The organism is Pseudomonas sp. LFS074 (genome assembly GCF_047978165.1).
In the GTDB taxonomy this organism is placed as follows: domain Bacteria; phylum Pseudomonadota; class Gammaproteobacteria; order Pseudomonadales; family Pseudomonadaceae; genus Aquipseudomonas; species Aquipseudomonas putida_P.
The window spans coordinates 630,167-654,222 of record NZ_JBFPFV010000001.1; the positions used below are offsets into that span (position 1 = coordinate 630,167).

A 24,056-nucleotide genomic window follows, 5' to 3' on the forward strand; every position below is an offset into this window, starting at 1 on the left:
CCGCCCGCGCGGCGCATCGCGAGCTGCGCTCGCTCCTACGTTTGTTTCGGGCCAATTATTTCTGTGCGATTTGCGCGCGAACGCCTTGGCGCATGGCGCGATATTGCGTCGTACAAACAAGGCGGTCGCGTGCGCCTGCCACAGGCGTTACTGGCCAATAACAAACGTAGGAGCGAGCGCAGCTCGCGATGCGCCGCGCGGGCGGCGCTCGATCTCACAGGCGCTGAAAGATCCAGGTCAGACTCTGAACGCCCGCACCGCCCGGTTCAGCTCGCCGCCCAGGCTCAGCAAATGCTCGCCTTGCTCACGCCCCTCACCAATACGCTGCAAGTTGTCCTCACCCAGCTCATGAATCCGCTCGCTGTGGTCACGAATTTCGCTCACCGCGCCGCTCTGCTGCGCCGTGACATCGGCAATCCGCACGGCCGTGTCCGAGATGGTACGAATGGCACAGACAATCTCATCCAGTGCTCCGTCTGCCGCCTGGGCCTGATTGGCCGTGGCCTCGGCATGCTCAAGCTGCGCGCGCATCCCGGCCACCGAGCCTCTGGCCGCCTGCTGCAAGCGGTCGATCAGGGCCTGAATCTCGCCGGTAGCGCCTGTGGTGCGCTGTGCCAACGAGCGCACCTCATCGGCCACCACGGCAAAGCCACGGCCCATCTCACCGGCGCGGGCCGCTTCGATCGCGGCGTTCAGTGCCAGCAGGTTGGTCTGCTCGGCAATCGAGCGGATTACCGTCAGTACGCCGCCGATGGTTGCCGACTCTTCCGCCAACTGCTCGATCATGCGGGCGTTGCCTTGCACTTCATCGACCAGGTCACGTAAGCCCGACAGGCTCTGGCCAATTACGGCCTGGCCTTGCTCCACGGCGCGCCCGGCATCGCGGCTGGCATCGGCGGCGGCGCTCGCATCCCCCGCCACTTGCTGAATGGTCGCCTCCAGTTCACCGAGGGCATCGCGGATCTGCCCGGTATCGCCGGCTTGGCGCTCGGCGCCATCGTGCAGCGCGGCGCTCATGCCGGCCAGGGCGTGGCTGCTGCCGGCCACTTGTTCGGCGTTGTGGCGGATGGTGCCGACCAGCTCGACCAGGTACTGGCGCAGGCGGTTGAGCGATTCCTGGATATCGTGCAGTTCGCGGTTGGTCTTGCCCAGGGTGATAGCCTGGGCAAAGTCACCCTCTGCCCAACGCGACAGGGCGGGCGCCAGGCCTGTAAGGGTGCGGGCCAAGCGCCTCTGCAGTGTGTCGATCAGCAGGGCAATCAGCAGGATCAGGCCGATCATCAGGCCTTGGATGATGCGCACTTCGGCAGCGATTTTTGCATGCTGGCCGCGTACCTCGGGCTCCAGCGCGGCGATGGCCTGCTGCACCGCCTCCAGGCGCTGGCGGGTGCTGGCCGCCAGGGCGACGCGGCGCTCGATTTGTTCGCGGGTGCGTTGCAGCTCGGCCGGGTAGCGGCTGAGCAGGCTTTGCAGTTCGCGCTTCAGGCCTACGGCAATGTCTTCCTGCTGGGCGCTGGCCTGGGACGCCAGGCCCATCATCGCGGCGAAGTCGTCGGCGCCGGATTCGGCCGTACGGGTTACGCCGAGCAGGGGCAGACCGTCGACCACCTGGGCCTGGACGCGGATCAGTTGCAGCTCGCGCTCGACTTCGTCGGCCAGCTCCGGGCGGCCGCTGCTGACCAGCTTGTCGCGGGCCAGTGACAGCCGGCCCAGGTGCACGGTGGCGTCGAGCAGTGGCAGCAGGTAACGGTTGGCCTCGGCATTGCCGCTGTCGCGGGCGTAGCCGGCCATTTGTTCAAGGTTCGCCCCCAGCTCCCGCTCGGCTTGCAGCAGCAAGGCTTGTGGGTCGCCGGCCAGCTTGCCAGCGGCCAGCAGTTCATTGGCAGTGAAGGCCTGCAGGCTGTCCAGGCTAGGGCGCAATTGCTCGGCCAGCTCAACGGGCCAGTCGGCCAGGGCGGCCTGCAGCTGCTGGTTGGCTTCCATGGCGGCGGCATGGCGCAGGGCATCGCCGCTGCCCAGGTACGCCTGGATGTTGCGTGCCGCCTGGTTCTGGAACTGTTGGGACAGGCCCAGGTAGCGCTCCATCATCTGGTAGGGGCGCTCCAGGGCCCGCTGCGACCACCACAGGGTTGCGCCCAAGGCGAGGCACACGGTCACCAGCAACAGGGTGTTGAAATTGGTCAGCCACTTCAGGCGCATAGCCGCGAGCTTCCTGGTGAGGGGGAGTGGCGGCTGAAGTTATTGCGATTTTGTGACGCGGTGATGACGGCAAGGGCTTGACGCCAGAAAAAAGTGGCACAGTGCCGGTACGGTTTTAAGTGACTTAGGGCTCTACACGCACTACGCAATTGCGCCCCGCGTGCTTGGCCCGGTACAGCGCTTCGTCCGCCGCACTGGCCATGGTCAGTGCATCCAGCCCCTCGTCCAGCTGTACGACTCCGGCACTGAAGGTGCACTGCAAATCCCGTGGCTGCGCCGGGTAGAGAATCTCGGCAAAGCGCCGGCGAATTTCGTCCAGTACCCTGTGTGCCGCGTCCAGCGCGGTATTGGGCATGACGATGGCGAACTCTTCGCCACCATAGCGGCCAATGAAATCGGTCTTGCGCAAGCGCTGCTTGAGGAACAACGCCAGGCTCTTGATCACCCGATCGCCCATGGGGTGGCCGTGGCGGTCGTTGATCTTTTTGAAGTGGTCGATATCGAGCATGGCAAAGCTCAACGGCTGCAGTTCGCGGCGGGCGCGGAAGCTGCAGTCTTCCAGCAGTTGCAGGATGTGGGTGTGGTTGTACAGCCCGGTCAGGCTGTCGCGCACCATGCGCGCCTTCAAGTGCCGGGCGCGGGCGGCGCGGTTGCGCACGGTGGTGATCAGGTGACGTGAGCGAAAGGGTTTGGTCAAAAAGTCATCACCGCCTTCGCTCATGGCATCCAGCTGCTTGTCCAGGTCGTCCTCGGCTGACAGGTAGATGATCGGCACGCTCACATAACGGTCACTGTGGCGAATCACCTTGGCCAGTTCCGGGCCGGTGCAGGCTGGCATGTACAGGTCGAGGATGATCAGGTCGGGCTGGAAGTCGGCAAGCTCGGCCATGGTACGGATCGGGTCGGTCAGGCTGCGGGTGACCATGCCGGCGCCGGCCAGCACCCGCTCGGTGTACAGGGCCTGGGTTCGCGAGTCGTCGATGATCAGCACGCGCAGCGGGTCGTGCGGGGTGGCATTGGTCAGCAGTTCGACCTTTTCCAGCAGGCTGGAAGCCTCCAGGCTGCCGGTGAGAAAGTCCTGGCCACCGGCGCGTACGGCGGCAAGGCGGGTTGGGGTGTCGGCTTCGTGGTGGCTGAAGAACAGCAGCGGAATATGTCGCGCCAACCCTTGCTGCACCTGGGCGGCCAGCTGCAGGCCTTGGCCCGTACCGGTGAAGTCGACATCCATAATGATGGCCGAAGGCGGGTACTCGCAGATCGAGGCGAGAAACGCCGTAGCATTGGGCAGTGCTTGCACCACCAGGCCGAAGAACTCCAGTTGCTGGGCCAAGCGCTGGGCACGCTCATGATCCTGCAGCAGGATGTACACCGGTTTGCGTGGGGGCGGCAGCAGCAGTGGGTCGAGCGGGTCGTCCTTGCGCAGGCCGTTACGCGTCAGCTGTTGCACGGGGCATTGCGGGCTCGGCTCGACTGCTTTGCTCATGTCCTGGCTACTTATAGGTTGGGATGTGCAGGGGCAATGATGGCTCTATGCTAGCAGCTCTTTTCAAGCGCGTGACTGCCCTGCATCAACAAAGCGGCCAGAACGAATATTCAGTTACTGACTGAATGGTCGCTTATGCGTACGGTGGTGTCTGCTTTATAGTGCTGCCACGCGGGCTTGCCGTGGCACCCTGGCGCAGGCCTGTGGTCCAAGCCCCTGAACCGTCGTGACTGATTAAGGACAAAGCCATGCTGGACTGGAAAAACCGCGAGGCCAAAGCCGAGCCCCGTGAGCGTGTCGATGGCCGCGGCGCTGCCGCCCGTAGCTACCTTGGCGGCCTGTGGAGCCGCGCCCTGGGGACCCTGATCGGGTTGTACCTGCTGGTGTGTATCGGCCTTGGCTGGTACTGGAGCCAGGAGCCCGCGCTGTTCCCGGTGCAGCAGAATGCCCAGGCCGCTGCCGAGCGCAATGGCCAGCAAATGGTGGTGGGCTACACCACCCTCGAAACCCTCAAGACCGTTGCCGGCACCTTGCTGAACAAGCCGGGCGGCTACATTTCCAACGACCGCTTCCCGCCAGGGCTGTGGATGGACAACATGCCGAGTTGGGAATATGGCGTGCTGGTCCAGGTACGCGACCTGTCGCGCGCGCTGCGCAAGGACTTCGCCCGGTCGCAGTCGCAGTCCACCGAAGACGCCGACCTGGCCAAGGCCGAGCCGCGATTCAACTTCGACAACAAGAGCTGGATCTTGCCATCGAGCGAGTCGGAGTTCGAAGAGGGCATCAAGTCGCTGTCCCGCTACCAGACTCGCCTGGCTGCTGGCGACAAGGGCGCGATCTTCTACACCCGTGCCGACAACCTGAACAACTGGCTGGGTGACGTGGCCACTCGCCTGGGCTCGCTGTCGCAGCGGCTGTCGGCCAGCGTTGGCCGGGTCAAGCTCAACAGCACGCTGAAGACCGAGTCGGTCGTCGCCGGCCAGGCGCCGCAAGTGGACGAGGAGTTGGTGGAAACCCCGTGGCTGCAGATTGACAACGTGTTCTATGAAGCCCGTGGCCAGGCGTGGGCGCTGTCGCACCTGCTGCGTGCTATCGAGGTGGACTTTGCCGATGTGCTGGCCAAGAAGAACGCCACGGTCAGCGTGCGCCAGATCATCCGCGAGCTGGAAGCCTCGCAAGAGCCGCTGTGGAGCCCAATGGTGCTGAACGGCAGTGGCTTCGGCATGTGGGCCAACCACTCGCTGGTCATGGCCAACTACATTTCCCGGGCCAACGCCGCGGTTATCGACCTGCGTCAGTTGCTGTCGCAGGGTTGATGATGGCTATCAGCCCAACCGAGGCCGCCCACCGTGCGGCTTCCGACCGCGAACTGGTCACCTGGGTGGACGAAGCCGACCAGGTGCTGGGCGCGTTGCCCCGTGCCGAGTTGCGTGAGCGCGGGTTGATCGGGCGTTGTACGTTCATCTTGCTGTTCAACAGTGCCGGTGAGCTGTGTGTGCATCGTCGCACCCTGAGCAAGGCGCTGTACCCAGGCTATTGGGATGTGGCGGCAGGCGGCATGGTCGCGGCCGGGGAGGCGTATGCCGAGTCGGCCGCACGCGAGCTGGCCGAAGAGCTGGGGATTGAAGGTGCGCAGCTGCGTTTCCACGAGCGGTTCTACTTTGACCAGCCGGACAACCGTCTGTGGTGTGCGGTGTATTCGGCGGTGTCCGATGCGCCATTGCGACTGCAGCCGGAAGAGGTGATCGAGGCGCGGTTCATTGGCCTGGAGCAGGCTGAGCAGGAAAGCCTCAGCAAGCCATATTGCCCGGACTCGTTGGCGGCGTTGCAGCGCTACAAGCTTAGCTTGAAATAAAGCAGGGGCCGCTTTGCGGCCCGATCGCGACACAAGGCCGCTCCTACAAGAGGTCGCGTCCCCCGGCCTTGCGCGGTCTCCTGTAGGAGCGGCCTTGTGTCGCGATCGGGCTGCAAAGCAGCCCCAATACGCGAAGGGTCGCAAAACATTCGCAAAATGCCGCAATCCTGTACTTAGCAACGGCTGCATTTATCGTTACACTGCGCGCCCTTTTCGGGCTGTCGCAAGTCTTGCGGCAGTAGCGCCGCCCCTGCCAGAGTGGGGCTTCGCGGTCGGCCTCAACCCCAAGGCACGACCAGTTTTTGTCCTCAGCACAGAGGAACAAAAGTGGCCAAGAAAGCTTCTTCCTTTTCCGCCCTTGGCGGTCTCGTGTATTCCACCGACGCTGGTCGGCACTGCCCTGACTGTGGCCAGCCAGTGGATGCCTGCATCTGCAAGCAGCAAATTATCCCCGAAGGCGACGGCATTGCCCGTGTGCGCCGTGAGAGCAAAGGCCGTGGCGGCAAAACCGTGACCACCGTCACCGGCGTGCCGCTGCCGCCCGACCAGCTCAAAGAGCTGGCGACCACGCTCAAGCGCCGCTGCGGTACCGGCGGCGCTCTGAAGGACGGGGTTATCGAGATCCAGGGCGACCATGTCGAGCTGTTGATCGGCGAGCTGACCAAACAGGGTTTCAAGGCGAAAAAGTCCGGCGGCTGAGGCCATCGCGCGATTTTTTGCCCAGCGCTTTCTAAACTCGTTCCCGTGGCCAGGGTCTATGCCTGAACACGGATGAATCGTCATTTTCAGCTTTTACACTCGCTCCGCTGCCTGCGGGGCAGTGTCTTCGACTTATCTATAGGGGACTTGAATGTCCGTACGACGCACACGCAAAGACGATGGTAGCCAATGGACCGTGGCCGACAGCCGCAGTGTTTATGGCATCCGCCATTGGGGCGCTGGTTATTTCGCCATCAATGAAGCCGGGCGCGTCGAAGTGCGCCCCAACGGCCCCAACAGCGCGCCGATCGACCTGTACGAACAGGTTGACGAACTGCGCCAGAGCGGCCTGTCGCTGCCCTTGCTGGTGCGCTTCCCCGACATTCTGCAGGACCGCGTACGCCAGCTGACTGGTGCGTTCGATGCCAACATCGCGCGCCTGGAGTACCAGAGCCAGTACACCGCGCTGTACCCGATCAAGGTCAACCAGCAGGAAGCGGTGGTGGAAAACATCATCGCCACGCAAAACGTTTCCATTGGCCTGGAAGCCGGCTCCAAACCCGAGCTGCTGGCCGTACTGGCGCTGGCGCCGAAGGGCGGCACCATCGTCTGCAACGGCTACAAGGACCGTGAGTTCATTCGCCTGGCGTTGATGGGCCAGAAGCTCGGCCACAACGTGTTCATCGTCATCGAGAAAGAGTCGGAAGTGGCGCTGGTGATCGAAGAGGCCGCCGAGCTGAAGGTGAAACCGCAGGTCGGCCTGCGCGTGCGCCTGTCGTCGCTGGCTTCGAGCAAGTGGGCCGATACCGGTGGCGAAAAGTCCAAGTTCGGTTTGTCTGCCGCCCAGCTGCTCTCTGTAGTACAGCGCTTCCGCGATGCAGGCCTGGACCAGGGCATTCGCCTGCTGCACTTCCACATGGGGTCGCAGATCGCCAACCTGGCTGACTATCAGCACGGTTTCAAGGAAGCCATCCGTTACTACGGCGAACTGCGTGCGCTGGGCCTGCCGGTCGACCACATCGACGTTGGCGGTGGCCTGGGCGTGGACTACGACGGCACCCACTCGCGCAATGCCAGCTCGATCAACTACGACATGGACGACTACGCCGGCGTGGTGGTGGGCATGCTCAAGGAGTTCTGCGACGCGCAGGGCCTGCCGCACCCGCACATCTTCTCCGAGAGTGGCCGCTCGTTGACAGCGCACCACGCCATGCTGGTGATCCAGGTGACCGACGTCGAGAAACACAACGACGACGTGCCCACCATCGAGAACAAGGAAGCCCTGCCCGAGACCGTGCAGTGGCTGGTCGACCTGCTTGGCCCGACCGATATCGAGATGGTCACCGAGACTTACTGGCGCGCCACCCACTATATGGGTGACGTGGCCGCGCAGTATGCCGATGGCAAGATCAGCCTGGGCGAGAAGGCACTGGCTGAACAGTGCTATTTTGCCGTCTGCCGCCGCCTGCACAACTCGCTCAAGGCCCGCCAGCGCTCGCACCGTCAGGTGCTGGACGAGCTGAACGACAAGCTGGCCGACAAGTACATCTGCAACTTCTCGGTGTTCCAGAGCCTGCCGGACACCTGGGCCATCGGCCAGGTACTGCCGATCATCCCGCTGCACCGCCTGGACGAAGAGCCGATGCGACGTGCGGTATTGCAGGACCTGACCTGCGACTCCGACGGCAAGATCAACCAGTACGTTGATGAGCAGAGCATCGAGACCAGCATGCCGGTGCATGCGCTGAAGGAGGGCGAGGACTACCTGCTGGGCGTGTTCCTGGTCGGTGCCTACCAGGAAATCCTGGGCGATATGCACAACCTGTTCGGTGACACCGACTCGGTGAACATCTACCAGAATGCCGACGGCAGCGTGTACCACGCCGGTATCGAGACCCACGACACCATCGAGGACATGCTGCGCTACGTGCACCTGTCGCCGGAGGAGTTGATGACGCATTACCGCGACAAGGTGGCCAGCGCCAAGATCACCGCACGTGAGCGTACCCAGTTCCTGGATGCCTTGCGCCTTGGGTTGACCCGGTCTTCGTACTTGTCGTCGTAACCGCCGGGGCCGCTTTGCGGCCCATCGCGACACAAGGCCGTTCCTACAGCGGATCGCGCAGTAATTGCCATACGCGATTTCCCTGTAGGAGCGGCCTTGCGTCGCGAACTGAGGGCGCAGCCCTCACGGCGTCATACCCGGTAATGATCCGCCTACGCCATCCCTCATTGCGACACCTATCCTGCGAATGCAATGTTCAAAGGAATTCGACATGGACCGTCACGGCAATCATCGCTTGCGCCAAGGGCGCTTTTCAGAGTCAGGCAGGCTTTATCTGCTAACTACCGTTACCCGCCAACGGCGCCCGCTGTTCCAGAACCTCTGGTTTGCACGAGCGGCCATTAATCAATTGCGCCTGAGTGATCATGAAGGTAGTTGCCGTACGTTGGCTTGGGTTCTGATGCCAGACCATCTGCATTGGTTGATCGAGCTTGGGCCTACCAGCCTGGACAAACTCATGTGTGCTTTCAAGTCACGCAGCAGTTGTGCGCTTTACCGTATAGGTGCCGAGCGAAAGCACATCTGGCAGCCTGGCTTTTATGACCGGGCATTGCGCAAGGATGAGGATGTAAGGGCTGCTGCCCGCTACATCATCGCCAACCCGATTCGGGCGGGTCTGGTTCGACGAGCGGGCGAGTACCCACATTGGAATTGTGTGTGGCTGTGAGCCGGCAGGTGAGGGCTTCGCCCTCATTTCGCGACACAAGGCCGCTCCTACAGGGATCACGATACCGAGCCGTTCCGCGATCCCGGCATTACCGAACCCACTCACCTTTCTGCTGCAACCGCCACCCCACCCACCCCAGCGTCACCGCCCGCAACCCCATGAACCCGAGAAACGCCAACCACAGCCCATGGTTGCCGAACCCGTTCATGGCCACCGCCACCGGCAGTGCAATCAGTACCGACACCACCATCGCATTGCGCATCTCCCGCGCCCGCGTCGCACCGATGAACAACCCATCCAGCAAGTAACTCCACACTGCAATCAACGGCAGTACCGCCAGGTAGGGCAAATACGGATAGGCCGCATTGCGCACGCTTTCGATGTCGGTCTGCAGGTCGATGAACAAGTGCCCGCCCAGCAGGAACAACCCGGCAAACCCCAAACTGGTGATCAGCGACCAGCCACAGGCCACCACCAACGAACGGCGCAAGGTGTCGCGGTCGCGGGCACCAATGGCATGGCCGCACAGGGCCTCGACCGCATGCGCCAGCCCGTCGAGGGCATAGGCCGTCAGCAGCAGGCCATTGAGCAGCAGGGCGTTGGCCGCCACCGTGGCCTCACCCAGGCGCGCCCCCTGCACAGTAATCAGCAGGAACACCAGTTGCAGCGCCAGGCTGCGCAGGAAGATATCGCGGTTGACCGCCAGCAGCGGGCGCCAGGCCTGCCAGCGTTTGAGCGCTGCCCAGGCGATCTGCCCCGGGTAGGCACGCAGTGCCGGGCGGGTCAGGGCCAGGCCGAACAGCGCGGCGCTCCATTCGGCAATGACCGAAGCCCGTGCCGACCCCAGTACGCCCCAATCCAGGCCCAGCACGAACCACAGGTTCAGGACGATGTTCAGCAGGTTGGTGGTCAGCAGGATGGCCAGTGGCGCCCGGGCGTTCTGGGTGCCCAGAAACCAGCCAACCAGCGCATAGCTGGCAAGCGCCGCGGGCAGGCCAAGCAGGCGGGTATGGAAGAAGTCTTCGGTGGATTGCTGCAGGGCTGCACTGGGTTGCATCGCATGCAGTGCCAGCTGGCTGAACGGCAGAGCCAGCAGGCCGATCATCAGGGCGAAACCGACCGCCAAAAGCAGCCCTTGTACCAGCACCTGGCGCAACGCGGCGCCGTCGCCACGGCCAGCGGCCTGTGCGGCGAAGCCAGTGGAGCCCATGCGCAGGAAGCCCATCAGGCCAACCATGAAGGTGAACAAAGTGGCGCCCACGGCCACGGCGCCTAGCTGGTGGGCGTGGGGGAGGTGGCCGATGACGGTGCTGTCGACCAGCGCCACCAGCGGTACGGAGATGTTGGACAAGATCATCGGTGCGGCCAGCGCCCAGACCTTGTGGTGGGTAGGGCGGTGGCGCCAGTCGGCGGAGAGTTGGGACATTTGCTTACCAAGGGGCTTGGGGCCGCTGTACGCCCCTTTAACGAAGGCCACAGTGTAACCACCAGGCAACCATTTCGCGCGACCGTGGTCTTACTGGGCGCGCAACGCCGGGTGCCGCACCTGACGTTGCGCTATAGTTGCTGCCCTCACGTACACGCTGCCCAAGAGTTCCTACTCCATGTTCAACAAAGGATTGTTGCTGGCCTGCGCGCTGGCGTTGCTCAGTGCCTGTGACTCATCCGCGCCGGACAAACCGGCGCCGGACAAACCGGCGGCCACCGCGCCCGCCGAAGCCCTCGCCCCCAAACGCGAAGACCCGGCCGTGCTCGCCAAGCGCTACGAGGGCCGCGAACTCACGGTGCTGGATGTATCCGAAGTGCAGCTCGATGGCGCTGCGACGCTGTCGATCAGCTTCTCCGCGCCGCTGGATGCCAAGCAGGACTTCGCCACCAAGGTGCACCTGGTCGACACCGTCAAAGGCAAGCTAGACGGCGCCTGGGAGCTCTCCGACAACCAGATGGAACTGCGCCTGCGTCACCTGGAACCGCAGCGCAAGCTGGTGCTGACCGTCGACAAGGGCCTGCTGGCGGTCAACGGCAAGCAACTGGACAGTGAATCGATCACCCAGCTGGAAACCCGCGACATGCAGCCGACCATCGGCTTTGCCAGCCGCGGCTCGCTGCTGCCCACGCGCCTGGCCGAGGGGCTGCCGGTGATTGCCCTGAACGTCGACAAGGTCGATGTCGAGTTTTTCCGGGTGAAGCCGGAAATGCTCTCGTCTTTCCTGGCCAGCTGGGGGCGCAACAGCAGCCTGTACTACTACCAGTCCAAGGAAACCCTGGACATGGCCGAGCTGGTCTACAGCGGCCGCTTCGACCTCAACCCTGCCCGCAACACCCGCGAAACCGTGCTGCTGCCCATCGCCGGCATCAAGCCGCTGCAGGACCCGGGCGTGTACCTGGCAGTGATGCGTGCTTCGGGCACTTACGACTACTCGCAGCCGGCGACCCTGTTCACCCTCAGCGACATCGGCGTGTCGGCGCACCGCTACCGCGACCGCCTGGACGTGTTCGCGCAGGCGCTGGAAGGCGGCAAGGCGATGAGCGGCGTCAATCTCGAAATCCATGACGAGAAGGGCAAGTTGCTGGCCCAGGCCAGCACCGATGGCAAGGGCCACGCCCAGCTGCCGATCACGTCCAAGGCCGATACCCTGATTGCTACCCAAGGTGTGCACACCACCCTGCTGCGCCTGAACACCGCCGCCCTGGACCTGGCCGAGTTCGACATTACCGGCCCGCAAGCCAACCCGTTGCAGTTCTTCATCTTCGGCCCGCGTGACCTGTATCGCCCAGGCGAAACGGTGCTGCTCAACGGCCTTCTGCGCGACCAGGACGGCAAGCCGGTCAAGGCCCAGCCGGTGAGTGTGGAAGTGCGTCGCCCGGATGAGCAGGTGAGCCGCAAGTTCGTCTGGGAGGCCGACAGCAATGGCTTGTACCAATACCAGTTGCAGCTCGCCACCGAGGCCCCGACTGGCCGTTGGCAACTGCTGCTCGACCTGGGCGGCGGGCGCAAGCAGGTGTATGAATTTCTCGTCGAGGACTTCCTGCCTGAACGCCTGGCGCTGGAGCTGAAGGGCAGCAGCACGCCGCTGTCGCCGGAGGAGGATGCGCGCATCCAGGTCAATGGCCGTTACCTCTATGGCGCCCCGGCTGCCGGTAATCGCCTGAGTGGCCAGGCCTATGTGCGTCCCCTTCGCGAAGCGGTGCCTGCGCTGCCGGGCTACCAGTTCGGCTCGGTCACCGAAACCGAGCTGAACCAGGACCTGGAGCTGGACGAAGTCACGCTCGATCAGGCTGGCAAGGCCGTGGTCGATATCGAAAGCCGTTGGGCCGAAGCCCGCTCACCGCTGCAACTGACCGTGCAGGCCAGCCTGCAGGAGTCCGGTGGCCGGCCGATCACCCGTCGTCTGGAGCAACCGATCTGGCCTGCCGAGCGCCTGCCGGGCCTGCGTGGCCTGTTCGAGGGTGAGGAAACCGATAGCGACGGGCCGGTGGAGTTCGAATTCCTGGTGGCCGACCGCGACGGCAACAAGCTGGCGGCCAACGACCTCAAGGTACGTCTGATTCGCGAGCGTCGAGACTACTACTGGAACTACTCGCAGAGCGATGGCTGGAGCTACGCCTACAACGAGAAGTTCCTCACCCAGCGTGAGGAGACCGTTAGCGTCAAGGCCGGCTCCACGGCCAAACTGAGCTTCCAGGTTGAATGGGGCCCGTACCGCGTGGAGGTCGAAGACCCGCAGACCGGCCTGGTGTCCAGCGAGCGCTTCTGGGCCGGTTATCGCGCCCAAGATAACGCCGAAGGCGGCGCGGTGCGCCCGGACCAGGTCAAGCTGGCGCTGGATAAACCGTCCTACGCCGATGGCGCTACTGCCAAGGTCACCGTCACGCCACCTGCTGCTGGCAGCGGCTACCTGATGATCGAGTCCAGCGATGGCCCGCTGTGGTGGCAGGAGATCGACGTGCCCGCCGAGGGCAAGACCTTTGATGTGCAACTGGACAACGCCTGGGCGCGCCACGACCTTTACATCAGCGCGCTGGTGATTCGCCCTGGAGAGCGCAAGGCCAACGCCACACCAAAACGCGCCGTGGGTGTGCTGCACCTGCCGTTGGACCGCGCCGAACGCAAGCTGGCGGTGAGCCTGCAGGCACCCGAAAAAATGCGCCCGAAACAGCCGCTGACCGTAAAGGTGAAAGCCACCAATGCCGATGGCAGCGTGCCCAAGCAGGTGCATGTGCTGTTGTCTGCGGTGGACGTGGGCATCCTCAACATCACTGATTTCAAAACCCCGGATCCGTTTGCCAGCCTGTTCGGGCGCAAGGCCTATGGTGCCGACCAACTGGACATCTACGGCCAGTTGATCGAAGCCGGCCAGGGCCGCCTGGCGAGCCTGGCGTTTGGCGGTGACGCGGCAATGGCCAAGGGTGGCAAGCGCCCTAACACCACGGTCACCATCGTCGCCCAGCAGAGCCTGCCGGTGACCCTGGACGACAAGGGTGAGGGCCAGGCCACGGTCGATATCCCCGACTTCAACGGCGAACTGCGGCTGATGGCCCAGGCCTGGACCGAAGAACACTTCGGCATGGCAGAAGGCAAAACCGTGGTCGCTGCACCGTTGATTGCCGAGCTGTCGGCACCGCGCTTCCTGGCCGGTGGCGACCGCACCAGCCTGGCACTGGACCTGGCCAACCTGTCGGGCCGTGCTCAACAGTTGAACGTTGAAATCACCACCGATGGGCAACTGAGCCTGGCGGCCAACGCCGTGCAGAGCGTTAACCTGACCGAAGGCCAGCGCTCGACACTGATGATCCCGGTACAGGCCCAAGGGGGCCTGGGGCAGGGTAAAGTGCATGTGCGGGTCACTGGCCTGCAGTTGCCAAACGAGCCCGCCACCGCGTTCGAGCGTGAGTGGACATTGGGCGTGCGCCCAGCTTATCCGGCGATGCTCAAGCACTACCGCGTGGCGTTGAAAGACCAGCCATGGACCTTGCCTGAAGCGGACCTGGCAGCTTTCGAACCTGCCGGCCTGGAAGCCAGCCTGGCCTTGTCGAGCCGGCCGCCGCTGAACCTGGCCGAGCAGATTCGCGCGTTGGAAGCCTACCCCTACGGTTGCCTGGAACAGACCACCAGCGGCCTGTACCCGTCGTTGTACGCTGATGCCGATAGCCTCAAACGCCTGGGCATCAAGGGCGAGCCGGCGCAGGTGCGCAAGCGCAAGATCGAAATGGGCATCGAGCACCTGCTGGGCATGCAGCGCTACAACGGCAGCTTTGGCCTGTGGAGTTCGGACAGCGAAGAAGAGTACTGGCTCACCGCCTACGTCACCGACTTCCTGCTGCGTGCCCGTGACCAAGGTTACGGCGTGCCGGCCGAAGCGCTGAAGAAGGCCAGCGAGCGCCTGCTGCGCTACCTGCAGGAACGCAACCTGATCGAAGTCGACTACAGCGAAAATGCCGACCACACTCGCTTTGCCGTGCAGGCCTACGCGGCGCTGGTGCTGTCGCGCAGCCAGCAGGCGCCATTGGGTGCCCTGCGAGGCCTGTTCGAGCGCCGCGCCGATGCCCGTTCTGGCCTACCGCTGGTGCAATTGGCGGTGGCACTGGACAAGATGGGTGACAAACCGCGTGCCGAGCAAGCCTTGCAGGCGGGCCTGGGCATCAGCCGTGGCAAAGGCTGGATGGCCGATTACGGCAGCGCCCTGCGTGACCAGGCGCTGATCCTGGCACTGCTGCAGGAAAGCAACCTGGCCAGCAGCCAGGTCGATCAGCGCCTGTTCGCCTTGTCGGATGAGCTGGCGGCCAACCGCTGGCTGTCTACCCAGGAGCGCAATGCACTGTTCCTTGCCGGCCGTAGCCTGCTGGGCAAGCCGGAAGGCAAGTGGCAGGCACGCCTGGACAGTGCTGGCGAGGTGCGCGAGTTCAACAATGCCGAGGCCGGCATGAAGCTGGAAGGCCCGCTACTGGCATCGCCGCTGAGTGTGCAGAACGAAGGCAGCGAGACGCTGTACCAGCAGTTGACCTTGTCGGGCTACCCACGCCAGGCGCCTGCTGCTGGCGGCAATGGCCTGCAGATTCGCCGAGAGTACTTGGGCATGAATGGCCAGCCGCTGGACCTGCACAACCTGCGCAGTGGTGACTTGGTGCTGGTGCACCTGGCGCTCAAGGCTGAAGACCGTGTACCGGATGCGCTGGTGGTGGATTTGCTGCCAGCAGGCCTGGAGCTGGAAAACCAGAACCTGGCGCAAAGCGCCGCCAGCCTGGACAACGCCAGCAGCGCGGTGAAGGAGTGGCGCGAGTCTATGCAGAACGCCAGTGTGGTGCACCAGGAGTACCGTGATGATCGTTATGTTGCCGCGCTCAAGCTCGACAGCTACGGCACCACGCACCTGTTGTATCTGGCGCGGGCGGTGACCCCGGGCACCTACCGCGTACCGCCGCCGCAGGTTGAGTCGATGTACCGGCCGAACCTGCAGGCTGTGGGCGATGGGCAAGGGGAGATGACCGTAAAAGCCCGCTGAGGCTACGCGGTCTGTTGTAGGAGCGGCCTTGTGTCGCGATCGGGCCGCAAAGCGGCCCCAAAACCTGAGCGCGCGGAGCAACTGTGGTACCGCGTCGCCAGGTTTTGCGGCCGCTGCGCGCCCGATCGCGACGCAAGGCCGCTCCTACAGGAATGGCGCAGTTTCTAGTGAATCACCCAACTCATCACCCACAACCCCAGCACCAGCCAGATGATCCCGAGGATGATCGAGGCGCGCATGAACGCACGGATTGCCGAGTACAGCAGCATAAGGCCGATGATCAGGGCCAGGATGCTGAGTAGCGAGGTGTCCATGCCCAAGGTGCGCGCCAGGCCGTCGATGAAATTGCCACCGGCATTGGCCAGCAGGTTGAACAGCCCGCTCAATGCGTCGACGATGAAGCGGATCAACGACCCCAGTGCCTGGCCCAACCACTCGAAAAAACCTTCTACATGCATAGTTGCTTCCTGATGAACGAATCGGCGAGGTTGCCGTCCCAAAGCCTTTGGCCATTACCTGGCCAGGTCGGTTCCCGATGCCAAGCTTAGCGCGGCCACATCGCCATGCGGGCAGGATGTTGCGTGCCACGCTGATCGGCGTGCTGGTGCTGTGCGGCCTGTTGTGGCTTGCTGATCGTATCTGGCCGCTGCCCATGCCGGGCGACGACCTGGCCCGGGTGGTGCTGGCCGAGGACGGGACGCCGTTGTGGCGCTTTGCCGATGCTGATGGCGTGTGGCGCTACCCGGTCAGCCCCGAACAGGTGTCGCCGCTGTACCTGCAGGCCTTGCTGACTTACGAGGACCGCTGGTTCTACAGCCACCCTGGGGTCAATCCACTGGCCTTGGCCCGCGCTGCCTGGTTGAACCTGCGCGGTGGGCGCGTGGTGTCGGGCGGCAGTACGTTGTCGATGCAGGTGGCGCGCCTGCTCGACCCGCACGACCGCACCCTGGCTGGCAAACTGCGTCAGTTGTGGCGTACGGCGCAGCTGGAATGGCACTTGTCCAAGCGCGAAATCCTGCAGATCTACCTGGACCGCGCGCCGTTCGGCGGCACCTTGCAGGGCGTGGCCGCGGCCAGCTGGGCGTACCTGGGCAAGTCGCCCTTGCACCTGACACCCGCTGAAGCGGCGCTGCTGGCGGTGCTGCCCCAGGCACCCAGCCGGCTGCGCCCAGACCGCCACCACGAGCGTGCTCAGCGCGCGCGCGACAAGGTGTTGCAGCGCCTGGCCGAATACCAAGTGTGGCCTGAGCGGCAAATCCGCGAGGCGGCCGAGGAACCGTTGGTGTTGGCGCCACGCCAGGAGCCGGCCCTGGCACCCTTGCTGGCCCGGCGCCTGAACAGCGCCGACAGCCCGCCACTGATTCGCACCACGCTCGATGCCGCACTTCAGCGGCGCCTCGAAGACCTGCTGCTGGGTTGGCGCGCCCGGCTACCGGAGCGCACCTCGGCCGCCGTCCTGGTGGTCGATGCGCAGACCATGGCGGTGCGCGCTTACCTGGGCTCGATAGATTTGGCGGACGAGCGCCGTTTTGGCCATGTCGATATGGTGCGCTCGCTGCGTTCGCCCGGTTCCACCCTCAAGCCGTTTCTCTACGGCATGGCGCTGGACGATGGCCTGATCCATTCCGAATCGCTGCTGCAGGATGTGCCACGGCGTTATGGCGATTATCGCCCCGGCAACTTCTCCATGGGCTTCAGCGGCCCGGTCTCGGCCAGCTCGGCGCTGGCCCTGTCGCTCAACCTGCCGGCCGTGCAATTGCTGGAGGCCTATGGCCCGAAACGCTTTGCCGCGCAGCTGCGCATGGCGGGCGTGCCGCTGATATTGCCGCCGCTGGCCGAGCCCAACCTGTCGTTGATACTGGGGGGCGCCGGCAGCCGGCTGGAAGATTTGGTGGGTGGCTACGCGGCGCTGGCACGGGACGGTAACAGTGCGAAGGTGCGTTTGCAGCCGCAGGACCCGCTGGTAGAGCGACGCCTGTTGTCGCCAGGCGCGGCGTGGATCATCCGACGCATCCTCAGTGGCCAGGCTCGCCCCGACCGCGACCCGCATGCCGAACTGGTGCAGCGCCCGCAACTGGCCTGGAAAACCGGCACCAGCTATGGCTTTCGCGATGCCTGGTCGATCGGCGTAGGGCCGCGCTACCTGATCGGCGTGTGGATCGGTCGCCCCGATGGCACGCCGGTTCCCGGGCAATTTGGCCTGGCTTCGGCGGCGCCGCTGATGCTGCAGGTGCATGACCTGCTGAGCAACCGTGACAGTCAGCGTGGCATCAGCGTGCCAGTGGCGCGTGTACCGGCAAACGTCGGTGTGGCGGCGATCTGCTGGCCGCTGGGCCAGCCGATGAGCAAGCAGGACCCCAACTGCCGACGCCAGCGCTTCGCCTGGACCCTGGATGGCACTACGCCGCCAACCTTGCAGGCCGCTGACCAACCGCTGGGCCTGGGTTTGCGCGAAAACGTGTGGGTCAACGACCAGGGCCTGCGTGTCGATGGCAGTTGCCCGGGCGCCAAGCCCCGTGAAATCGCCTTGTGGCCGGCGCCGTTGGAGCCCTGGCTGCCCCGCCTCGAACGGCGCGCGGCGCGTCTGCCCGCCCTCGACCCGGCCTGCCCGCCGCAACTACCGGCCAGCGCGCCACCGCTGTCGATCGTGGGCGTGCGCCCCGGCGATAATCTGCGTCGCCCAGCCACCAGCAGTGAGCCGCTGCAATTGCATGTATCGGCGTTGGGTGGTGGTGGACGGCGCTGGTGGTTCCTCAACGGCCAGCCGCTGGGTGAAACCCAAGGGCAGGACAGCTTGCTGCTGCGCTTGCCCCAGGTCGGGCAGGCCGAACTCAGCGCGCTGGACGAAAGTGGCGAGACGGCGCGGGTGGCGTTCCAGGTCAGCGAGTAGGTGTTCGACGGCAGCCGGGCCAGCACCTACGCTTGCAGGTGAGGGGGGTGAGCGGCGGGTGCCCCACAACCCAAGGGAACATGGAGCGCCCTATGCGTCCTCTGGCCGTGCCCCTGCTGTTGCTGCCCTGGGCGCTTGCGGCCCAGGGCGAGCCGTTGCCGGGTTTTCTCGACAGCCATGAATACGAGCGACGCTTGCCCAGCGCCAACCTGCCTATTGCGGCCTACCGCCTCGTCAGCCCCAACATACGGCTGGCCGAGGCGGCTATCCACAAGCCTGACTGGGCTTCGGCCAATACCCCGCTGATACTGCAAAAAGTACGCTTCGAGGGCGGCACGGTGTTCCCCCTGAGCGACCTGCGTGAGCACTACCAAGCGCTGATAGGGCGCCAGACCACGTTGGGTGAATTGCAGCAATATACCGAGCGGCTGACCCAGCGTTATCGGCAGCAGGGCTACTTGTTGTCGTATGCCTATCTGCCACCGCAGGATGTGGCAGAGGGTAGGGTCAGCGTGGTGCTGGTCGAAGGTTACCTCCGTGATTACCGCGTGGACGGCGATATCGGCCCGGCCAGCGAGTATTTGCAACAGTTGCTGGCGCGCCTTGAGGCTGAGCGGCCGCTGACGCGGGAAACGCTGGAGCGTTTTCTGGGCCTGGCCGCGCGCATGCCTGGTGTGTCGGTAGAGGCCGAGCTGACAATGGCGCAGGCCGCTGATGGCGCCGCCCGGCTGACCCTGCATGCGCGGCGCAAGCCATTCGGCGCCGCTGTGACGGTGACCGACTCCAGCCGCGACACTGCACAGGCGTTGTTCACGGCAACCAGCAATGCCCAGACCCGCCATGGTGAACAACTCACGGCCAGTTGGCTGCTGCCTCCAGGGGACGACCAGGTCCATTACCAGCGTCTGGACTACAGCCAGTACCTGGACGCCGCCGGCAGTCAACTGCTGCTGTCGGCTTCGCGCTACCGCAGCGAGCCCGGCACGCGCATACGCCTTGACCATGGTCGCGATATCACCCGCGAGCACGACAGCGAGCGCTATGCGATAGGGCTTCGTCAGCCGGTGATCGTCAGGCCGGATGAGTGGCTGGTGGTTCAGGGGCACTTGTACGCAGTTCGTGAGCGCGATGAAGACCACACGGATGAGCAGCCATCGTCTCGGGACTACGACACCTACGTGCGTGCGCTGTCGTTCGAGGGCGATTGGCGCGAGATGGAGCAGAGGCGTATGCGTATCGTCAGTGCTGGGGTCTATCAGGGCCTGGATTACCTTGGGGCTCGAAGCGATGCCGACTACGACCTGGACTTTCTGCGGCTGCGGCTTTCCGGCTTGCAGAGCGACGCACTGCTGGATAACTGGCAGGGCGTGGTGTCCGGGGCCTTGTACTGGAGTGATGACAAGTTGCCCGACAGCGAGCGCGCGGGTTTTGGCGGGCAGAGTTTTGGCCGTGGATACCCGCGTGACCAGGCGGACGGGGACAAGGGCTGGGGTGTGGCTTACGAGCTGAGCTACAGCATGCAGGGGAGCGGGCTGGCGCTGGTTCAGCCATATGCGGCAGTGGACACGGCGCAGGCCTGGCATAACCGAGGGCCGGTGGAGGATGCCCACCTGGCGTCGCTGGCGTTTGGTGTGCGGTTAGGAGATGGGCGCGTGTTCAATGTGGCGCTGGAAGTGGCCAAGCCGTTGGCGGATGTGGCGCTCGATAGCCTGGACCGTGGGCCTCGGCTGACCTTGAGCGTTGACGTTCAACTGTAGGGGCCGCGAAGCAGCCCCGGTAATTTACACGCTGCCCCCTCAATGGGTGGTAAACCGCTGATGCACCGGCGATGAGCTAGGGGTAAGCGCCAGTGCCAGCTGGGTGCGGTTGTGCATGTGGGTCAGGCGCAACACCTGTGACACGTAAAGCTTCACGGTATTCTCGGTAATGCCCAGCTCACAGGCGATCTGGTAATTGGTCTTGCCTTTGCTGACCAGGCGCGCCACTTCCAATTGGCGTGGCGACAGCTTCTCGAACGCCGCTGGCAGTTCGCTTTCGCTTTCCTCCACGTCACTGGCACGCCGGTGGGTGCCTTGGCCACGGGCTTTTTCCAGGTCCTGATACAGTTCGTCCACTGAGTCGGCCAGCTCTTGCAGGCGCTGGTTCAACCCACCCAGATCACGGAAGTTTCGCTGGCGCTCCAGCAAGGCTTCTTCCTGCCGGCGTACGCCCGCCAGCAGCTCGTCAAGGTCCATCGGCTTCTGGTAGTAGTCGGCAAAGCCTTCGCGTAGCGCGCGGATCACGTCCTGTTTCTCGGCACGCCCAGTCAACATGATGGCTTCGAACATGCGCGGGCTGCCGTCGAGCCCCTTCAAGGCGCGTACCAGCTCAATGCCATCTCGCTCCGGCATGTGCAGGTCACAGATGAGCAGACCGATGGCCGGGTCTGCCACATATCGCTCGATAGCTTCGTCAGTTGAGTGGGCTGGTATGCAGACATAGCCCTTGGTTTCGAGGAATTCACACAGTTGTTCGACAATGACCGGTTGGTCATCAACCACCAACACCTTCACTTCACTCACTGGTCTGGACACGATCAACTCCCTGTTCGTATACCGCCCTGCTCCCGTGCCAGACGCTCTGGCAGCTTAAAAGTAGTCGCTCTAAGCGAATATGTACAAGGCGTGTACAAGTCTTCGGACCACTGGAAGCCTTATTGGATCCATACGGCCGTCAGAAGAAACCCTGCCAGCACATAGGGGACGAACGCCTGTTTGTCGCCCATTTCCTCGGTCAGGGCCTGCAAACGCTTCTTTACCTTGGGGTTGAGCAAGGTCCACAGGCGCCGGCGGGTAAGCAGCCATACCAGCACACTGACGCCGGCGCCGATAAAGGTGCCGAGCACATATTGCGGGCTGGTGGCCAGGGCCAGGGCGCCCATCAGCTTGACGTCGTCGGCGCCGAAGCGGCCGAGCATATAGCCTGGCAGGGTCAGCAGCATGACGATGGCAAGCGCCCAGCCGGCATCGCTGGCGTCGGCGCCGATCCAGCTGTGGCCGGTGGCGAACAGCCAGATTAGGGCGCAGGTAGCCACGCCCAGGGTCAGCAGGTTGGAGATCTGGCGTTGACGCACATCCTGTTCGGAGCACAAGGCAAGCCACAGCAGGAGAACAATGCTTTGCATTGGCAGGTCGCCCTTCCCAAATGTTGAACACTTCTACCCGGTCAGTCAGGTTTCCTTAAGTGAAGATAGACGGGAACGTGCGGGGGAGTGGGGCGGGATGGGTAAAAAGGCGTGGCTGGAATGGATTTTGTCGTAGCTGACGCAGGCCTGCGCGGTCTTTTGCAGGCGCGGCCTGGGCGCAAGGCCGCTCCTGCAAAGACCTGCATCAAGCCGCTATTTCTTGCTGCCTGGCGGATAGTTGGCCAACACCTTGGCCACGGTGTCGTGAATGGCGGTATTGCGTTCTTCAGGACTTGGCGGGTAGTTGTTCATGATCTGCTCGGCACTGCCGCGCCACACCAGCTTGCCGTCACGCCCATCGAACATGTCGACCTGAATCGTGGCGACCTTGTAGTCGACGCTGCGGGTTTCGTTGTACATCGGCCCCCCCCAGTAGCCGCCCCAGTAGCCACCCCAGCCACCGCCATAGTTGGTGGTGATCTGCTGCTGGCGCTGCTCGACGATCAGGTAAGTACGTACGCTCAGATCAGGCCGAGCGCCGCCTTGCACCGGGCGCAGGCCGCGCTGGTCGAGCTGATCAGCGACCGCTTGGCGAATGCGCTGTTCGGTGAGGTCGCTCTTGATCCGTGGGTCGTCCGGGCGGTACTGCAGCCCCGGCTCCTGCCAAGCCCAGCTGCGGTAGGCGGCGAAATCGCGGCTGGCATCGAAATCCTGCTGGACGTTATTGCTGGAGCAGGCGGCGAGCAATAACGCGAATGACAGTAGAACGAGACGGCGCAACATGATGGTTCTCCGTTAGCGATTAACTGGGAGGATAGCCGCTGAGCGCCTTGTGCACAGAATCGCGCAAGGCACTTTCGCGTTCGCGCGGCGAGTCCTTGTCGCTGCCGCTTTCGGCGCTGGCGCTCCATACCGGCTGGCCGCTGCGGGCGTCGTACAGGTCGATACGCACCACCATGACTTCGACCTCATAGGTGCGCACGATGGGCACACTGGCATAGCCCCCGTAACCATGGCGGTAGCCACCATAGCCGACACCACCGTAGGGGTACGGCCCGTAGTAGGGGTCGTAGGTGTCGTAGTCACGCACCTGGCGCAAGCGTTTTTCCAGGCGCATGTCGGCGCTGACCAACAAGTCGCCGGAGGCCCCTCGGGCGGGGCGCAGGCCATGCTGATCGAGTGCGCCGCTGACGGCATCGGCCAACTGCGCCGGGTCAGCATTGGCCGAGCCGCTGGGTAACTGGCCGTTGCGCCAGCTCCAGCTGCGGTAGTGCCCGTAATCACGGGCGGGCGCCGGGTAGGCACTGGCGTCGAAAGTGGTAGCGGCCTGTGCAGGGGCCGGTGGTAACGGGCGGCTGCTGGCCACATACGGGTTGCTGCCCTGGCAGCCAGCCAGGGCAATGGGCAGCAGGGCCAGGCACAACAGACGGTACGGCATGTATTCCTCCCGGCGGGGCGGGTTAGCGAGGGCGGCAGACCCAGTGCAGGTAACGGCCAAGGCCAGCGAAACCGGGGTGGCGGCGGTAGGCCAGCTCCATTTCCAGCAGGTCGAGCAGCTCGGCCTTACCCTGGAACTCCTTGGGCATGTAGTCGTGGAACACCCGCACGCCGCTTTCGCTTTCAACCTGCCACATAGGTTCAAGTTGCGCCTTGAGTTCGCGTGGATCAAGCGGTTTCTGTGGGGTCAGGCTCTGCTTTTCACCTTCCAGACGGTTGCTGCGCAACTTGCGGAAATGGCCCTTGAGCAGGTTGCGATAGACCAGTGCATCGCGGTTGTAGAAGGCCAGCGATAACCAGCCGTCGGGGGCGGTGAGCTGGTGCAGCACAGGCAGGATGCTCTCGGGTTCGGCCAGCCATTCGAGCACGGCGTGGCAGAGCACCAGGTCGTAGGGCTCGGTCAGTTGGCCAAGCAGTTCTTGCCAGGGCGCATGAATGAAGGTGGCCGGTTGGCCCGCTTCGGCAAAGCGCGCACGGGCGCCGTCGAGCATGGGGGCTGCGGGCTCGGCCAAGGTCAGCTGATGGCCGCGCTCGGCCAGCCACAAGGCCATGTGGCCCAACCCGGCGCCAATGTCGAGGATACGTAGCGGGCGGTCGGGCAGCGCCTCGGCAAGGTCAGCCTGCAGCACGGCCAGGCGGATCGCACCTTTGGCGCCGCCGTAGATCTTCTCGGCAAAGCGCGTGGCCAGCTCATCGAAGTGACGGTCGTTCATAGGGCGAAGCGCCTCTCGCTATCGGCCAGCTTGGCCCGCACCACTTGATCCATGTCCAGGCCCAGTTCGCTGCAGAGCAGCAACAGGTAGAGCACCACATCGCCGACTTCCTGGCCGGCGTGGGCCAGTTTGTCGGCAGGCAACTGGCGCGATTCGTCCTCGCTCAGCCACTGGAAAATTTCCACCAGTTCGGCCATTTCGACGCTGGCGGCCATGGCCAGGTTCTTTGGGCTGTGGAAGCCGCGCCAGTCGTTGTTGTCGCGGATCTGATGCAGGCGTTGGGTGAGTTCTTGCAGGTTCATCGGGGGTCTCCTAATGCTGC

At 64.1% G+C, this 24,056-nt stretch carries 18 protein-coding genes; 8 read left to right on the plus strand and 10 right to left on the minus strand.

From position 1 onward, the window contains the following. Positions 1 to 237: 237 nt before the first annotated feature. Together ACNQP3_RS02920 and ACNQP3_RS02925 are read right to left on the minus strand one after the other, a co-directional pair. Positions 238 to 2,199: a methyl-accepting chemotaxis protein gene (locus ACNQP3_RS02920; RefSeq protein WP_264316772.1), complete on the minus strand. Its 1,962-nt coding sequence runs from the start codon at positions 2,197 to 2,199 to the stop codon at positions 238 to 240. Positions 2,200 to 2,323: 124 nt separating this feature from the next. Further along, the gene (locus ACNQP3_RS02925) at positions 2,324 to 3,682 is read right to left on the minus strand and encodes a diguanylate cyclase (RefSeq protein WP_264316773.1); all 1,359 of its coding nucleotides are present in this window, start codon (positions 3,680 to 3,682) and stop codon (positions 2,324 to 2,326) included. 248 nt (positions 3,683 to 3,930) lie between these two features. Here ACNQP3_RS02925 and ACNQP3_RS02930 point away from each other — a divergent pair, with 248 nt between their 5' ends. The 5 genes from ACNQP3_RS02930 (at position 3,931) to ACNQP3_RS02950 (ending at position 8,968) form a co-directional block, all read left to right on the plus strand. Further along, a complete protein-coding gene (locus ACNQP3_RS02930; RefSeq protein WP_012270330.1) occupies positions 3,931 to 4,998 on the plus strand; it encodes a DUF2333 family protein in 1,068 nt (355 codons plus the stop codon). 2 nt (positions 4,999 to 5,000) lie between these two features. After that, positions 5,001 to 5,537 (plus strand): NUDIX hydrolase, encoded by a 537-nt coding sequence (locus tag ACNQP3_RS02935; protein ID WP_012270331.1) that lies wholly within the window; start codon positions 5,001 to 5,003, stop codon positions 5,535 to 5,537. Positions 5,538 to 5,864: 327 nt separating this feature from the next. Beyond that, a complete protein-coding gene (locus ACNQP3_RS02940) occupies positions 5,865 to 6,236 on the plus strand; it encodes a translation initiation factor Sui1 (RefSeq protein ID WP_012270332.1) in 372 nt (123 codons plus the stop codon). A gap of 151 nt (positions 6,237 to 6,387) precedes the next feature. Continuing rightward, positions 6,388 to 8,301, plus strand: a complete 1,914-nt coding sequence (gene speA / locus ACNQP3_RS02945) for an arginine decarboxylase (RefSeq protein ID WP_012270333.1) — start codon at positions 6,388 to 6,390, stop codon at positions 8,299 to 8,301. Positions 8,302 to 8,512: 211 nt separating this feature from the next. Then, positions 8,513 to 8,968: an REP-associated tyrosine transposase gene (locus ACNQP3_RS02950; protein WP_060493803.1), complete on the plus strand. Its 456-nt coding sequence runs from the start codon at positions 8,513 to 8,515 to the stop codon at positions 8,966 to 8,968. Positions 8,969 to 9,056: 88 nt separating this feature from the next. On the opposite strand, the gene ACNQP3_RS02955 is transcribed toward ACNQP3_RS02950, so the two are convergent. Further along, complete coding sequence (locus ACNQP3_RS02955; RefSeq protein ID WP_264316774.1) at positions 9,057 to 10,394, minus strand: MATE family efflux transporter; 1,338 nt, start codon at positions 10,392 to 10,394, stop codon at positions 9,057 to 9,059. A gap of 178 nt (positions 10,395 to 10,572) precedes the next feature. Here ACNQP3_RS02955 and ACNQP3_RS02960 point away from each other — a divergent pair, with 178 nt between their 5' ends. Then, the gene (locus ACNQP3_RS02960) at positions 10,573 to 15,471 is read left to right on the plus strand and encodes an alpha-2-macroglobulin family protein (RefSeq protein ID WP_264316775.1); all 4,899 of its coding nucleotides are present in this window, start codon (positions 10,573 to 10,575) and stop codon (positions 15,469 to 15,471) included. A gap of 164 nt (positions 15,472 to 15,635) precedes the next feature. On the opposite strand, the gene ACNQP3_RS02965 is transcribed toward ACNQP3_RS02960, so the two are convergent. Further along, the gene (locus ACNQP3_RS02965) at positions 15,636 to 15,929 is read right to left on the minus strand and encodes a hypothetical protein (RefSeq protein WP_012270337.1); all 294 of its coding nucleotides are present in this window, start codon (positions 15,927 to 15,929) and stop codon (positions 15,636 to 15,638) included. 77 nt (positions 15,930 to 16,006) lie between these two features. Between ACNQP3_RS02965 and pbpC the strand changes: the two genes are divergently transcribed. Both pbpC and ACNQP3_RS02975 read left to right on the plus strand, forming a co-directional pair. Next, the gene (gene pbpC, locus ACNQP3_RS02970; protein ID WP_012270338.1) at positions 16,007 to 18,361 is read left to right on the plus strand and encodes a peptidoglycan glycosyltransferase PbpC; all 2,355 of its coding nucleotides are present in this window, start codon (positions 16,007 to 16,009) and stop codon (positions 18,359 to 18,361) included. 92 nt (positions 18,362 to 18,453) lie between these two features. After that, positions 18,454 to 20,118 (plus strand): ShlB/FhaC/HecB family hemolysin secretion/activation protein, encoded by a 1,665-nt coding sequence (locus tag ACNQP3_RS02975; RefSeq protein WP_060515574.1) that lies wholly within the window; start codon positions 18,454 to 18,456, stop codon positions 20,116 to 20,118. A gap of 39 nt (positions 20,119 to 20,157) precedes the next feature. On the opposite strand, the gene ACNQP3_RS02980 is transcribed toward ACNQP3_RS02975, so the two are convergent. The 6 genes from ACNQP3_RS02980 to ACNQP3_RS03005 form a co-directional block, all read right to left on the minus strand. Next, positions 20,158 to 20,934, minus strand: coding sequence for a response regulator transcription factor (locus tag ACNQP3_RS02980; RefSeq protein ID WP_012270340.1), 777 nt, complete (start codon positions 20,932 to 20,934; stop codon positions 20,158 to 20,160). Positions 20,935 to 21,053: 119 nt separating this feature from the next. Then, the gene (locus tag ACNQP3_RS02985) at positions 21,054 to 21,524 is read right to left on the minus strand and encodes an A24 family peptidase (RefSeq protein WP_012270341.1); all 471 of its coding nucleotides are present in this window, start codon (positions 21,522 to 21,524) and stop codon (positions 21,054 to 21,056) included. Positions 21,525 to 21,737: 213 nt separating this feature from the next. After that, entirely contained in the window at positions 21,738 to 22,307 is a 570-nt protein-coding gene (locus ACNQP3_RS02990) for a DUF4136 domain-containing protein (RefSeq protein ID WP_012270342.1), read from the minus strand. A 19-nt stretch (positions 22,308 to 22,326) separates the two neighbouring features. Then, positions 22,327 to 22,962: a DUF4136 domain-containing protein gene (locus tag ACNQP3_RS02995; RefSeq protein ID WP_012270343.1), complete on the minus strand. Its 636-nt coding sequence runs from the start codon at positions 22,960 to 22,962 to the stop codon at positions 22,327 to 22,329. A gap of 22 nt (positions 22,963 to 22,984) precedes the next feature. Further along, on the minus strand, positions 22,985 to 23,734 hold the full coding sequence (locus tag ACNQP3_RS03000; RefSeq protein WP_012270344.1) for a methyltransferase domain-containing protein: 750 nt from the start codon (positions 23,732 to 23,734) through the stop codon (positions 22,985 to 22,987). Beyond that, complete coding sequence (locus tag ACNQP3_RS03005) at positions 23,731 to 24,036, minus strand: MazG-like family protein (RefSeq protein ID WP_012270345.1); 306 nt, start codon at positions 24,034 to 24,036, stop codon at positions 23,731 to 23,733. Before ACNQP3_RS03005 ends, ACNQP3_RS03000 begins: the two co-directional genes overlap by 4 nt. Between the last annotated feature and the right edge of the window lie 20 nt (positions 24,037 to 24,056).